The organism is Micromonospora rhizosphaerae, assembly GCF_900091465.1.
Taxonomy (GTDB): domain Bacteria; phylum Actinomycetota; class Actinomycetes; order Mycobacteriales; family Micromonosporaceae; genus Micromonospora; species Micromonospora rhizosphaerae.
In genome coordinates this window covers 6,670,463-6,683,741 of sequence record NZ_FMHV01000002.1, presented here as the reverse complement: position 1 = coordinate 6,683,741, position 13,279 = coordinate 6,670,463, and the positions used below count along the sequence as shown (strand labels likewise).

At 65.3% G+C, this 13,279-nt stretch carries 8 protein-coding genes, 2 tRNA genes and 2 rRNA genes; 9 read left to right on the top strand and 3 right to left on the bottom strand.

The genetic code is table 11. The features are described 5' to 3' along the window. Positions 1-19: 19 nt before the first annotated feature. A tRNA-Gly gene (locus GA0070624_RS31420) sits at positions 20-93 on the bottom strand. 303 nt (positions 94-396) lie between these two features. Here GA0070624_RS31420 and GA0070624_RS31415 point away from each other — a divergent pair. The 5 genes from GA0070624_RS31415 to clpX all read left to right on the top strand — a co-directional run bounded on the left by GA0070624_RS31415 (position 397) and on the right by clpX (position 4,950). Next, a tRNA-Pro gene (locus GA0070624_RS31415) sits at positions 397-470 on the top strand. Between the two features lie 146 nt (positions 471-616). Further along, a complete protein-coding gene (tig, locus tag GA0070624_RS31410) occupies positions 617-1,963 on the top strand; it encodes a trigger factor (RefSeq protein WP_091346954.1) in 1,347 nt (448 codons plus the stop codon). A gap of 172 nt (positions 1,964-2,135) precedes the next feature. After that, a complete protein-coding gene (locus GA0070624_RS31405; RefSeq protein WP_091346952.1) occupies positions 2,136-2,777 on the top strand; it encodes an ATP-dependent Clp protease proteolytic subunit in 642 nt (213 codons plus the stop codon). A 10-nt stretch (positions 2,778-2,787) separates the two neighbouring features. After that, positions 2,788-3,450 carry an ATP-dependent Clp protease proteolytic subunit gene (locus GA0070624_RS31400; RefSeq protein ID WP_091346950.1) on the top strand — a complete coding sequence of 221 codons (663 nt, stop codon included), beginning with the start codon at positions 2,788-2,790 and terminating at the stop codon, positions 3,448-3,450. Positions 3,451-3,657: 207 nt separating this feature from the next. Next, complete coding sequence (clpX, locus tag GA0070624_RS31395) at positions 3,658-4,950, top strand: ATP-dependent Clp protease ATP-binding subunit ClpX (protein ID WP_091346948.1); 1,293 nt, start codon at positions 3,658-3,660, stop codon at positions 4,948-4,950. 24 nt (positions 4,951-4,974) lie between these two features. On the opposite strand, the gene GA0070624_RS31390 is transcribed toward clpX, so the two are convergent. Next, entirely contained in the window at positions 4,975-5,601 is a 627-nt protein-coding gene (locus GA0070624_RS31390) for a helix-turn-helix domain-containing protein (protein WP_091346947.1), read from the bottom strand. A 41-nt stretch (positions 5,602-5,642) separates the two neighbouring features. Here GA0070624_RS31390 and GA0070624_RS31385 point away from each other — a divergent pair, with 41 nt between their 5' ends. Both GA0070624_RS31385 and GA0070624_RS31380 read left to right on the top strand, forming a co-directional pair. After that, on the top strand, positions 5,643-6,476 hold the full coding sequence (locus GA0070624_RS31385) for an EamA family transporter (RefSeq protein ID WP_091346945.1): 834 nt from the start codon (positions 5,643-5,645) through the stop codon (positions 6,474-6,476). A gap of 40 nt (positions 6,477-6,516) precedes the next feature. After that, positions 6,517-7,314 carry a carbon-nitrogen hydrolase family protein gene (locus tag GA0070624_RS31380; RefSeq protein ID WP_091346943.1) on the top strand — a complete coding sequence of 266 codons (798 nt, stop codon included), beginning with the start codon at positions 6,517-6,519 and terminating at the stop codon, positions 7,312-7,314. A gap of 6 nt (positions 7,315-7,320) precedes the next feature. On the opposite strand, the gene GA0070624_RS31375 is transcribed toward GA0070624_RS31380, so the two are convergent. Then, the gene (locus GA0070624_RS31375; RefSeq protein ID WP_091350253.1) at positions 7,321-7,548 is read right to left on the bottom strand and encodes a hypothetical protein; all 228 of its coding nucleotides are present in this window, start codon (positions 7,546-7,548) and stop codon (positions 7,321-7,323) included. Positions 7,549-8,203: 655 nt separating this feature from the next. On the opposite strand from GA0070624_RS31375, the gene GA0070624_RS31370 reads away from it, so the two are divergent. Together GA0070624_RS31370 and GA0070624_RS31365 are read left to right on the top strand one after the other, a co-directional pair. Further along, positions 8,204-9,719: ribosomal RNA gene (locus GA0070624_RS31370) — 16S ribosomal RNA — on the top strand. Between the two features lie 370 nt (positions 9,720-10,089). Beyond that, positions 10,090-13,197: ribosomal RNA gene (locus GA0070624_RS31365) — 23S ribosomal RNA — on the top strand. Together the 16S and 23S rRNA genes form the textbook arrangement of a ribosomal RNA operon. Positions 13,198-13,279: the final 82 nt, after the last annotated feature.

Genomic DNA, 13,279 nt, shown 5'->3' with positions numbered 1-13,279 from the left:
CTACCTGGGCCTTCGTGGGTGGAGCGGGCGACGGGAATCGAACCCGCACCGTCAGTTTGGAAGACTGAAGCTCTGCCATTGAGCTACGCCCGCAAGCACCCCGATGTCGGGGCGCGCCAGACAGCCTACCCAATCCCCGCACCGGACGCGCAGCCCGATACCGCGCGCCGCTCGCCCGCGGTCCCCGCCCGACGCCAAGATCCGCACAAATTCGCGAAAAGAGTGGCCTCGGCGCGGGTCGGTGGCCACTCTTTCCGGGAAATTGTCGCCTCGGCCCTGCCCGCGCCCGATCGGGCGCGGGGCCGGCACGGGCGGGCGCCGGGCGGGGTGGGGCGGCGGGTGGTCGCCGCCCGGGGAGGTCGGGCGGGCGGCGACGGCATACACTTCTCGTCGCCACGGGGTGTGGCGCAGCTTGGTAGCGCACTCGCTTTGGGAGCGAGGGGCCGTGGGTTCAAATCCCGCCACCCCGACTGTCGTTCGCGGCCGGGTCGCCCGGGGCGCCGCCCGAATTTTCCGCGCGGTACCCGGGCGCTGCCGAAGCAGCAGGTCGGCTCGCCTACACTCGATGCGCGCAATCACGCCCAGACTCAACTGAGATCCGTCAAGGAGTACGCCTGTGAAGAGCACCGTCGAGACTCTGAGCCCGACGCGCGTGCGGCTCGCCATCGAGGTGCCGTTCGTCGAGCTCGAGCCGAGCCTCAAGAAGGCGTACCGGGAAATCGGCCAGCAGGTCCAGGTTCCCGGCTTCCGCCGGGGCAAGGTGCCCGCGGCCGTCATCGACCAGCGGGTGGGCCGGGGCACCGTCCTCAACGAGGCGGTGCAGGAGGCCATCCCGCAGAACATCCTCGCCGCGGTCCGCGAGCACGACCTGAAGACCCTCGGCCGGCCGGAGGTCGAGATCACCGAGTTCAACGACGGTGACTCGCTCAACTTCACCGCCGAGGTCGACGTCCGTCCGGAGATCACCCTGCCGGACCCGGCCACCATCGAGGTGACCGTGGACGAGCTCAAGGTCGACGACAGCGAGATCGACCAGCAGGTGCAGAGCCTGCGCGAGCGGTTCGCGACCCTGAAGACCGTCGAGCGGGCCGCGCAGGAGGGCGACTACGTCCAGATCGACCTGAACGCCACCGTCGACGGCGAGGAAGTGCCAGGCGGCTCGGCGAGCAACATCTCGCACGAGGTCGGCAGCAAGCAGCTCCTGCCGGGCCTGGACGAGGCCCTGGTCGGCGTCGCCGCCGGCGACAGCACCACCTTCACCACCCAGCTCGTGGGCGGCGACTACGCCGGCCGGGACGCCGAGGTGACGGTGACGGTCCGCACCGTCAAGGAGAAGGAGCTGCCGGAGCTCAACGACGACTTCGCCCAGATGGCGAGCGAGTTCGACACCATCGAGGAGCTGCGGAACGACCTGCGCGAGCGGGTGACCCGGGGCAAGCAGGTCGAGCAGATCTACGCCGCCCGGGACAAGGCCCTCGAGCAGATGGTCGCCGCCGCTGAGGTGCCGGCGCCGGAAGGGGTCGTCCGCGAGGAGGTCGAGAGCCGCAAGGCCGCCATGGTCGACCAGCTCGAGCGGATCGGCGCCTCCCTGGAGGAGTACCTCGCCGCCGAGGAGAAGACCGAGGAGCAGATCGACGCGGAGCTGACCGAGGCGGCGACCGACGGCGTCAAGATCCAGCTCCTGCTGGACACCCTGGCCGACGCCGAGGACGTCCAGGTCTCCGACGACGAGTTCGGCCACGAGATCGTCCACCGCGCCCAGCGCGCCGGCATGGCCCCGCAGCAGTACTACGACCAGCTGGTCCGCTCCGGTGCCGCCGCCGCCGTCTTCGGTGACGTGCGCCGCGGCAAGGCGCTCTCCTCGGTGATGGAGAAGATCAAGATCAAGGACTCGGCCGGCAACGAGGTCACGCTCGACGCGCTGCGCGCGCAGAGCGAGGCCGAGCACGAGCACGAGCACTGATCGTCGGTTTGAGGCCGCCGTCCGCCGCTTGCGGTGGACGGCGGCCAAAACCCTTTTTCGGGTACGTCTTCAGGACAACTGCGCTGAGAGCGAACAGTGTCCCGACCGGGAGTACGGCCCCCGGTTGAGCGGTTAGGGTCGGGTAGGACGGTACGGAGAGCGAAGGGCTGCCATGACCGACATGCACATCCCACCGAAGCCGCTCCGGGCGATCGAGGCCCGTGGTGGCGACAACATTGGCAACCTCGACGACTCGGTCTACAACCGGTTGCTCAAGGAGCGGATCATCTTCCTGGGCAGCGAGGTGACCGACCAGGTCGCCAACCGCATCTGCGCGCAGCTCCTGCTGCTCGCCGCGGAGGACCCGGACCGCGACATCAACCTCTGGATCAACTCGCCGGGTGGCTCGGTCTACTCGGGTATGGCGATCTACGACACCATGCAGTTCATCGACAACGACGTTTCGACGGTGGCGATGGGCATGGCGGCCTCCATGGGCCAGCTGCTGCTCTGCGCGGGCACCAAGGGCAAGCGGTACGCCCTGCCGCACGCACGGATCATGATGCACCAGCCGTCCGGCGGCATGGGCGGCACGGCCGCGGACATCGCGATCCAGGCGGAGCAGATGCTCTACACCAAGCGGATGTTCCAGGAGCGGGTCGCGTTCCACACCGGCCGGACCGCGGCGGAGATCGAGGCGGACTCGGACCGCGACCGTTGGTTCACTGCCCAGGAGGCCGTGGACTACGGCTTCATCGACAAGGTGATCACCGGGGCCGCCCAGGTTCCGGAAGGCGCCGGGACCCTGAGCTGAGGAGCTGACGATGACCGATCTGAGTTTGCCGCCCCAGTTCGCGGCCGTGCACAACCGCTACGTGCTTCCGTCGTTCGTCGAGCGCACCTCGTACGGGGTCAAGGAGTCCAACCCGTACAACAAGCTCTTCGAGGACCGGATCATCTTCCTCGGCGTCCAGGTGGACGACGCGTCGGCCAACGACGTGATGGCCCAGCTGCTGACGCTGGAGGGCACCGACCCGGACCGCGACATCATCATGTACATCAACTCGCCCGGCGGCTCCTTCACCGCCATGACGGCGATCTACGACACCATGCAGTACGTCCGGCCGGACATCCAGACGGTCTGCCTCGGCCAGGCGGCCAGCGCGGCCGCCGTGCTGCTGTCGGCGGGCACCCCGGGCAAGCGGATGGCGCTGCCCAACTCCCGGATCATCATCCACCAGCCGGCCACCGAGGGCGGCTACGGGCAGGGCTCGGACATCGAGATCCAGGCCAAGGAGATCCTGCGGATGCGGACCCAGCTGGAGGAGATGCTCTCCCGGCACTGCAACCGGCCGATGGAGCAGGTCCGCAAGGACATCGACCGCGACAAGATCATGACGGCCGAGGAGGCCCGCGAGTACGGGCTGGTCGACACGATCCTGACCAGCCGCAAGAAGGGCCTGCTGGCGGCCCACGCCACCAGCTGAGCAACACTGGGTCGGAGGTCGGCCGGGACATGGTTCCCGGTCGGCCTCTGACACACCCGTTTTGGGGGTCGGAGAAACCACCGCCAGCGGGTAACGTCGGGTCTGTACCGCTTCGCTGGTCGGACCCGCGGGGCAGAGAGACGGACGGGCGCCAGACGCCCGCAGGTCAGGCCGGCGTTCCGGCCGACGAGTGCAGGGAGAACGTAGGTGGCACGGATCGGTGACGGCGGCGACCTACTGAAGTGCTCCTTCTGTGGCAAGTCCCAGAAGCAGGTGAAGAAGCTCATCGCGGGCCCGGGCGTCTACATCTGCGACGAGTGCATCGATCTCTGCAACGAGATCATCGAGGAGGAGCTGGCCGAGTCCGGCGAGGTGAAGTGGGAAGAGCTTCCCAAGCCGATGGAGATCTGCCAGTTCCTCGACAACTACGTGGTCGGCCAGGACCAGGCCAAGAAAGCGCTCGCGGTCGCGGTCTACAACCACTACAAGCGGATCCAGGCCGAGGCGTCCGGCGCGCCGGGCTCCGGCGACACCGTCGAGCTGGCCAAGTCCAACATCCTGCTGCTCGGGCCTACCGGCTGCGGCAAGACGCACCTGGCGCAGACCCTCGCCCGGATGCTCAACGTCCCCTTCGCCATCGCCGACGCCACCGCCCTTACCGAGGCGGGCTACGTCGGTGAGGACGTGGAGAACATCCTCCTCAAGCTGATCCAGGCGGCGGACTACGACATCAAGCGCGCCGAGACCGGCATCATCTACATCGACGAGGTCGACAAGATCGCCCGCAAGTCGGAGAATCCGTCGATCACCCGGGACGTCTCCGGCGAGGGTGTCCAGCAGGCGCTGCTGAAGATGCTGGAGGGCACGGTGGCCAACGTGCCACCGCAGGGCGGGCGCAAGCACCCGCACCAGGAGTTCATCCAGATCGACACCACCAACGTGCTGTTCATCTGCGGCGGTGCCTTCGCCGGGCTCGACCAGATCATCGAGGCCCGCACCGGCTCCGGCGGCACCGGCTTCGGCGCCCGGCTCCGGTCGGTCTCCGAGCGGTCGACGGACGACATCTTCAGCCAGGTCATGCCGGAGGACATGCTCAAGTTCGGGCTGATCCCGGAGTTCATCGGCCGGCTCCCGGTGATCACCAACGTGCGCAGCCTCGACCGCACCGCCCTGGTGCGCATCCTCACCGAGCCGCGCAACGCGCTGGTCCGCCAGTACCAGCGCCTCTTCGAGCTCGACGGCGTCGAGTTGGAGTTCGAGCCGGCGGCGCTGGAGGCGATCGCCGACCAGGCGATGCTCCGTGGCACTGGCGCCCGCGGCCTCCGGGCGATCATGGAAGAGGTCCTGCTCTCCGTGATGTACGAGGTGCCGAGCAACCCCGACGCCGCCCGCGTGCTGATCACCCGCGAGGCGGTCCTGGAGAACGTCAACCCGACGATCGTGCCCCGCGAGTTCACCGGTCGGCGGGCCCGTCGGGACCGCGAGGAGAAGTCGGCCTGAGCGCCACCACGACCGCGCCCGGGGTCAGTCCGGGCGCGGTCGGCGTGAGCGGGTCCGCCGGTCCCACTCGCCCGACGGGGTGACCACCACCATGACCAGCCGCACCGGCTCGTCGCCTGCGTTGCGGTAGCCGTGCTCGCGGTCGGCGTGGAACTCGATCGTCTCCCCGGCCCGTATGACGTGCTCGACGCCGTCGACCACGACCACCACCGTCCCGGCCAGGACGTGCAGCGCCTCCCGCGTACCCCGCGGATGGTCGGGGGAATGGTGCGTCTCGCCCGGATGCAGCCGCCAGTCCCACAGCTCGACCAGGTCCGGCTCGCCGATTCCGCTGAGCAGCCGGGCGCTCCCGCCGCGGTCGCCGCGCCAGAGCACCGGTGCCTCCCCGGCGGCGGAGATCCGCACGGTGGTCTCCTCCTCGGGCTCGAGGAGCCGGGCGATGTTGACCCCGAAGGCGTCGGCGACCCGGCAGAGCGTGCCGATGCTGGGGTTGGTCCGCGCCCCCTCGATCTGCACGAGCATCCCCTTGCTCACGCCGGACCGGCCGGCCAGTTCGTCGAAGGACCAGCCGCGGGCGGCGCGTAGCTCGCGTACCTGACGCGCCACGGCGGAGGTCACGGCGCTCACGCGTCCGGCACCGGCGTCGGTCATTACACTATCCTCCGCGGTCATTATTGTGATACGAAAGTAGCATGTTCCCCATTGTGCTCGCGGCGGTGTCCGCGGTCGCCTTCGGCACGGCCGACTTTTCCGGCGGCAAGGCGTCCCGGCGCGCCGATCCGATCGCCGTCACGGTGGTCTCGCAGCTGTTGAGCGTCCCACTGCTGCTCGCGCTGGTGCTGGTGGTCCCCGGCACGCCGAGCCGTACCGACCTGCTCTGGGGTCTGATCGCGGGGGTGGCCGGCGCGGCCGGGGTCGTCCTGCTCTACCGCGCGCTGGCCGGCGGGATGATGGCCGTCGTCGCGCCGGTCACCGCGATCACGGCCGCGTTGGTGCCGATCCTCGCGGGCCTGGTCACCGCCCACTCACCCGGCACCCTCGCGCTCTGCGGCGCGGGGCTCGCCGTGGTGTCCATCGCGCTGGTGAGCCTGGGGGAGGGCGGGGCCTCCGGAGCGGTGTCCCCCCGGCTGGTGGGGATGGCCCTCGGCGCGGGCGCGCTCTTCGGCGTCTTCTTCGCCCTGCTCGGGCAGGCCGACGAGGACGCCGGCATGTGGCCGGTGGCCGCCGTACGGGTCACCTCGATCGCCTTCGGCCTGGCGCTCGCCGCGCGCACAGGCGTGCGCCTGCGGCTTGGGCGCCGGGTGCTCGGCTGGGCCGCGGCCGCCGGCCTGCTGGATTCCGCGGCCAACGCGCTCTACCTGGCGGCGGCGAGCCGCGGCCACCTGAGCATCGTCGCCGCGATCGCCGCCCTCTACCCGGCGAGCACCGTGCTGCTCGCGCTCGCCGTCGACCGCGAACGCCTCCGTCCGGTGCAGGTCGCCGGGCTGGGGTTCGCCGCCGGGGCGCTGGTCCTGGCGAGCATCTGAGCCCTGTCGTCGGCGGTCGTCCGCCCGTACGCTGAGCCCCATGCGCGTCGCCGTCTGCCAGCTCAACGCCCGCGACGACCGTACGGCGAACCTCGCCGCCGCCGAGGCCCTGCTGGTCAGGGCCGCGGCGGCCGGCGCCGATCTCGCCGTCCTCCCGGAGTACGTCGACTACCTCGGCCCTGCGGCCGGCATGCCGCAGCCCGAGCCGGTCGACGGCGTGGTGGGGCAGTTCTTTGCCGGGATCGCCCGGCGGCTCGGGGTCTGGGTGATCGCCGGTTCCTTCCACGAGGTCGGCCCCGACCCCGAGCACACCTGGAACACCTCGCTGGTGTTCGACCGCACCGGCGCCCTCGCCGCCAGCTACCGCAAGATCCACCTGTACGACGTGGAAATCCCGGGCCGGGTGTCGTACCTGGAGTCGGCGACCGTGGCGCCGGGCGACCAGCCCGTGGTGGTCGACGTCGAGGGCCTGCGGGTGGGCTTGTCGATCTGTTACGACCTGCGCTTCCCCGAGCTCTACCGCCAACTCGCCACCGACGGTGGCGCCCAGCTGCTCGTAGTCCCGGCGGCGTTCATGATGCACACCGGCCGGGACCACTGGGAGGTCCTGCTTCGGGCACGGGCGATCGAGAACCAGTGCTTCGTCGCGGCCGCCGGCCAGACCGGTGACCACGAGCCAGGGCGGACCTGCTTCGGGCGCAGCATGGTGGTGGACCCGTGGGGGACGGTGCTGAGCCAGGTGCCGGACGGTCCGGGTCTCGCCGTCACCGAACTGGACCTGGAGCGGCTGCGGACGATCCGCGCCGAGCTGCCGAGCCTGGCCAACCGGCGAATGTGATCGTCCTCAACCCTCGAGGAGCACCCCGACCACGGCGAAGCCGGCGATCGCCGCGGCGGTGATCAGCAGTGCGGTGGTCATCCGGGAGCGTCCGCGCCGGGCGAGCCGTCCCACCGAGACCAGGACGACGAAGAGCACGAACGCGCCGATGACCAGCTGCCAGAACGGCAGGAGGAGTCCCAGCACCGCGTCCTCGGCCATCGCCGCCGCAGCGGCTCCGTACGCCTCGTTCATGCCGACCACTGTGGCACGGCGGGCACGTCGGCGCGGTCCTACCGGGGACGCGGGTCGACGGTCCTGGTGCCGGACGTCGGCCAGAGCCATCCAGCACCGCTGATTTGCCTTCCCGGAGGCGAACGCGTAACTTTCTCTCTGCCAGCGCGGAACGGACGAAACAGGCGAAAGCCCCGGAGGCCGGACCGCGGGAATGGCTCCAGGGTCCGCCGGGTTGTAACCTGGTACGAGCCTGGGCCGGGCGGTGCGAAACCCCACGGGGTTGCGATCGCGAAGCCGACCGGGTAGAGTTCGAAAGCCGGCAGGGAGCCGGGCGGGTGGCCGCGAGAGCGGTGATCGGCCGGTCTGCCGCTTCCCACGACAGTAACGACCGCCGGACACGGCGTGCGTCATCGTGGATCGGGCCGAACCAAGTTGATCACCTCGGACACGAGGTTGACGACGGAAGTCGGACCGGGTAACTTAGAGAGGTTGCCCCGGACGGGGTCCTACGATGTAGGGTTTCCGGATGGTGTGTGGTTGTTCTTTGAGAACTCAACAGGGTGCTTGATAAGCCAGTGCCAAATTGTTTGATGCCCCGTTCTGGCAGGTCTTTGGGTCTGTTGGTTTGGGATTCCTTTGGCAACACTTTTGTTGTCAGGATTTTCTCTGATTTTTGTTGGAGAGTTTGATCCTGGCTCAGGACGAACGCTGGCGGCGTGCTTAACACATGCAAGTCGAGCGGAAAGGCCCTTCGGGGTACTCGAGCGGCGAACGGGTGAGTAACACGTGAGCAACCTGCCCTAGGCTTTGGGATAACCCCGGGAAACCGGGGCTAATACCGGATAGGACTGCTGGCCGCATGGCTGGTGGTGGAAAGTTTTTCGGCCTGGGATGGGCTCGCGGCCTATCAGCTTGTTGGTGGGGTGATGGCCTACCAAGGCGACGACGGGTAGCCGGCCTGAGAGGGCGACCGGCCACACTGGGACTGAGACACGGCCCAGACTCCTACGGGAGGCAGCAGTGGGGAATATTGCACAATGGGCGCAAGCCTGATGCAGCGACGCCGCGTGAGGGATGACGGCCTTCGGGTTGTAAACCTCTTTCAGCAGGGACGAAGCGTAAGTGACGGTACCTGCAGAAGAAGCGCCGGCCAACTACGTGCCAGCAGCCGCGGTAAGACGTAGGGCGCGAGCGTTGTCCGGATTTATTGGGCGTAAAGAGCTCGTAGGCGGCTTGTCGCGTCGACTGTGAAAACCCGCAGCTCAACTGCGGGCCTGCAGTCGATACGGGCAGGCTAGAGTTCGGTAGGGGAGACTGGAATTCCTGGTGTAGCGGTGAAATGCGCAGATATCAGGAGGAACACCGGTGGCGAAGGCGGGTCTCTGGGCCGATACTGACGCTGAGGAGCGAAAGCGTGGGGAGCGAACAGGATTAGATACCCTGGTAGTCCACGCTGTAAACGTTGGGCGCTAGGTGTGGGGGGCCTCTCCGGTTCCCTGTGCCGCAGCTAACGCATTAAGCGCCCCGCCTGGGGAGTACGGCCGCAAGGCTAAAACTCAAAGGAATTGACGGGGGCCCGCACAAGCGGCGGAGCATGCGGATTAATTCGATGCAACGCGAAGAACCTTACCTGGGTTTGACATCACCGGAAATCCCTCAGAGATGGGGGGTCCTTCGGGGCCGGTGACAGGTGGTGCATGGCTGTCGTCAGCTCGTGTCGTGAGATGTTGGGTTAAGTCCCGCAACGAGCGCAACCCTCGTCCGATGTTGCCAGCGCGTAATGGCGGGGACTCATCGGAGACTGCCGGGGTCAACTCGGAGGAAGGTGGGGATGACGTCAAGTCATCATGCCCCTTATGTCCAGGGCTTCACGCATGCTACAATGGCCGGTACAATGGGCTGCGATACCGTGAGGTGGAGCGAATCCCAAAAAGCCGGTCTCAGTTCGGATCGGGGTCTGCAACTCGACCCCGTGAAGTCGGAGTCGCTAGTAATCGCAGATCAGCAACGCTGCGGTGAATACGTTCCCGGGCCTTGTACACACCGCCCGTCACGTCACGAAAGTCGGCAACACCCGAAGCCGGTGGCCCAACCCCTCGGGGAGGGAGCCGTCGAAGGTGGGGCTGGCGATTGGGACGAAGTCGTAACAAGGTAGCCGTACCGGAAGGTGCGGCTGGATCACCTCCTTTCTAAGGAGCACCATCCGTCGAAAGGCGGTATGGAGCCCGCGGCCCGCGAGTGTCGGGTCGGGGTGCTCGATGGCGGAGACACTGGTGAGTTCGGCTCCGGCAACGGCCACGACGTCTAGTACACGCCCCTATGGGGTGCAGGAACGACTGGTTGGTGCGGCTGGAGCGGGATGGTAAGCACCCTGTTGGGTCCTGAAAGAACAACCGTGGGTTGTCTTTCAGAGCCGTAGGCGAGCGGGATTGCTCGTCGGGCTGCCAGGCATGGCCTGGTGTGGCATACCGCCGGCGGTGGTCGGGTCTGGTGTTACACGGATCGGGTTGTGGGTTGGTCGTTTGTTGAGAATTGCACAGTGGACGCGAGCATCTTTGTGGTCAAGTTGTCAAGGGCGAACGGTGGATGCCTTGGCACCAGGAGCCGATGAAGGACGTGGGAGGCCGCGATAGGCCTGGGGGAGCTGTCAACCGAGCTGTGATCCCAGGGTGTCCGAATGGGGGAACCCGGCACCAGTCATGTGGTGTCACCCGTACCTGAACACATAGGGTACGTGGAGGGAACGCGGGGAAGTGAAACATCTCAGTACCCGTAGGAAGAGAAAACAAAGAGTGATTCCGTGAGTAGTGGCGAGCGAAAGCGGATGGAGGCTAAACCGGCCGCGTGTGATACCTGTCAGGGGTTGCGTGGTCGGGGTTGTGGGACCCTGCTCAACAGGCTGACAACTGTTGGAGGAGTTACAAAGTCAGTGGCTAGTCGAACAGTCTGGAAAGGCTGACCGTAGACGGTGAGAGTCCGGTAGGTGAAAGTTGCTGATCTCCTGTGGGTGTTCCCGAGTAGCGGCGGACTCCTGAAATCTGCCGTGAATCTGCCAGGACCACCTGGTAAGCCTAAATACTTCCTGGTGACCGATAGCGGACGAGTACCGTGAGGGAATGGTGAAAAGTACCCCGGGAGGGGAGTGAAATAGTACCTGAAACCGTTCGCCTACAATCCGTCGGAGCCTTGCGGGGTGACGGCGTGCCTTTTGAAGAATGAGCCTGCGAGTTAGTGGCATGTGGCGAGGTTAACCCGTGTGGGGGAGCCGTAGCGAAAGCGAGTCTGAATAGGGCGATTCAGTCGCGTGTCCTAGACCCGAAGCGGAGTGATCTAGCCATGGGCAGGCTGAAGCGCGGGTAAGACCGCGTGGAGGGCCGAACCCACCAACGTTGAAAAGTTGGGGGATGACCTGTGGTTAGGGGTGAAAGGCCAATCAAACTCCGTGATAGCTGGTTCTCCCCGAAATGCATTTAGGTGCAGCGTCGCGTGTTTCTTGCCGGAGGTAGAGCACTGGATGGTCTAGGGGGCCCACAAGCTTACCGAAATCAGCCAAACTCCGAATGCCGGTAAGTGAGAGCGCGGCAGTGAGACTGCGGGGGATAAGCTTCGTAGTCGAGAGGGAAACAGCCCAGATCACCAGCTAAGGCCCCTAAGCGTGTGCTAAGTGGAAAAGGATGTGGGGTCGCATAGACAACCAGGAGGTTGGCTTAGAAGCAGCCACCCTTTAAAGAGTGCGTAATAGCTCACTGGTCAAGTGGTTCCGCGCCGACAATGTAGCGGGGCTCAAGTACACCGCCGAAGCTGTGGCACTCACACTGTAACTTCGCAAGAACGTGATTTCTTGTGCAGGTGTGTGGGTGGGTAGGGGAGCGTCGTGCCGTGGGTGAAGCAACGGGGTGACCTAGTTGTGGACGCGGCACGAGTGAGAATGCAGGCATGAGTAGCGAAAGAAGGGTGAGAAACCCTTCCGCCGGATGACCAAGGGTTCCAGGGCCAGGCTAATCCGCCCTGGGTAAGTCGGGACCTAAGGCGAGGCCGAGAGGCGTAGTCGATGGACAACGGGTTGATATTCCCGTACCCGCGAAAGAGCGACCCTGACGAACCTCGTTGTGCTAACCACCCAAGCCGGCGGCGACCTTCGGGTCAAAGCTGGGGAGCGTGGGACCCCGGCGGGTAGTAGTCAAGCGATGGGGTGACGCAGGAAGGTAGCTGAGCCCGGCCGGTGGTTGTGCCGGGGTAAGCGTGTAGGCCGCACCATAGGCAAATCCGTGGTGCAACAGGCTGAGACGTGATGCCGAGCCGATTCAGGTGAAGTCAGTGATCCTATGCTGCCGAGAAAAGCCTCTAGCGAGTTCTTAGCGGCCCGTACCCCAAACCGACACAGGTGGTCAGGTAGAGAATACCGAGGCGATCGGGCGAACTGTGGTTAAGGAACTCGGCAAATTGCCCCCGTAACTTAGGGAGAAGGGGGGCCGGAGACGTGAAGCCCCGCGCGGGTGGAGCGTTGTATGGCCGCAGAGAGCAGGGGGAAGCGACTGTTTACTAAAAACACAGGTCCATGCGAAGAAGTAATTCGATGTATATGGACTGACGCCTGCCCGGTGCTGGAACGTTAAGGGGACCTGTTAGCTGGTAACGGCGAAGCGGAGAACTTAAGCGCCAGTAAACGGCGGTGGTAACTATAACCATCCTAAGGTAGCGAAATTCCTTGTCGGGTAAGTTCCGACCTGCACGAATGGCGTAACGACTTCCCCACTGTCTCAACCACAGGCCCGGCGAAATTGCACTACGAGTAAAGATGCTCGTTACGCGCGGCAGGACGGAAAGACCCCGGGACCTTTACTATAGCTTGACATTGGTATCTGAATTAGCTTGTGTAGGATAGGTGGGAGCCGGTGAAGCCCATACGCCAGTATGGGTGGAGGCAATCTTGAAATACCACTCTGGTTGATTTGGGTATCTAACTTCGGACCGTTATCCGGTTCAGGGACAGTGTCTGGTGGGTAGTTTAACTGGGGCGGTTGCCTCCTAAAGGGTAACGGAGGCGCCCAAAGGTTCCCTCAGCCTGGTTGGCAATCAGGTGTTGAGTGCAAGTGCACAAGGGAGCTTGACTGTGAGACTGACAGGTCGAGCAGGGACGAAAGTCGGGACTAGTGATCCGGCACTGGCATGTGGAAGCGGTGTCGCTCAACGGATAAAAGGTACCCCGGGGATAACAGGCTGATCTTCCCCAAGAGTCCATATCGACGGGATGGTTTGGCACCTCGATGTCGGCTCGTCGCATCCTGGGGCTGTAGCAGGTCCCAAGGGTTGGGCTGTTCGCCCATTAAAGCGGTACGCGAGCTGGGTTTAGAACGTCGTGAGACAGTTCGGTCCCTATCCGCCGCGCGCGTAGGATACTTGAGAAGGGCTGTCCCTAGTACGAGAGGACCGGGACGGACGAACCTCTGGTGTGCCAGTTGTCCCGCCAGGGGCACGGCTGGTTAGCTACGTTCGGAAGGGATAACCGCTGAAAGCATCTAAGCGGGAAGCTCGCTTCAAGATGAGGTATCCCACCACCTTCGGGTGGGTAAGGCCCCCAGCTAGACGACTGGGTTGATAGGCCGGAAATGTAAGCCCGGTAACGGGTTCAGTTGACCGGTACTAATAGGCCGAGGACTTGACAACAAAGTGCTACGCGTCCACTGTGCAACTCCCGACAAACGAACAACACACCCAAGTGGTTGGTGTTGTTTGACATGTCGATAGA

Excerpts from the sequence above, each read along its gene's own strand:
- GA0070624_RS31405 (WP_091346952.1), top strand. The coding sequence starts at position 2,136 with ATGACCGACATGCACATCCCACCGAAGCCGCTCCGGGCGATCGAGGCC.
- GA0070624_RS31400 (WP_091346950.1), top strand. The coding sequence starts at position 2,788 with ATGACCGATCTGAGTTTGCCGCCCCAGTTCGCGGCCGTGCACAACCGC.
- GA0070624_RS31390 (WP_091346947.1), bottom strand. The coding sequence starts at position 5,601 with ATGACCGACGCCGGTGCCGGACGCGTGAGCGCCGTGACCTCCGCCGTG.
- GA0070624_RS31385 (WP_091346945.1), top strand. The coding sequence starts at position 5,643 with ATGTTCCCCATTGTGCTCGCGGCGGTGTCCGCGGTCGCCTTCGGCACG.
- GA0070624_RS31380 (WP_091346943.1), top strand. The coding sequence starts at position 6,517 with ATGCGCGTCGCCGTCTGCCAGCTCAACGCCCGCGACGACCGTACGGCG.
- GA0070624_RS31375 (WP_091350253.1), bottom strand. The coding sequence starts at position 7,548 with ATGAACGAGGCGTACGGAGCCGCTGCGGCGGCGATGGCCGAGGACGCG.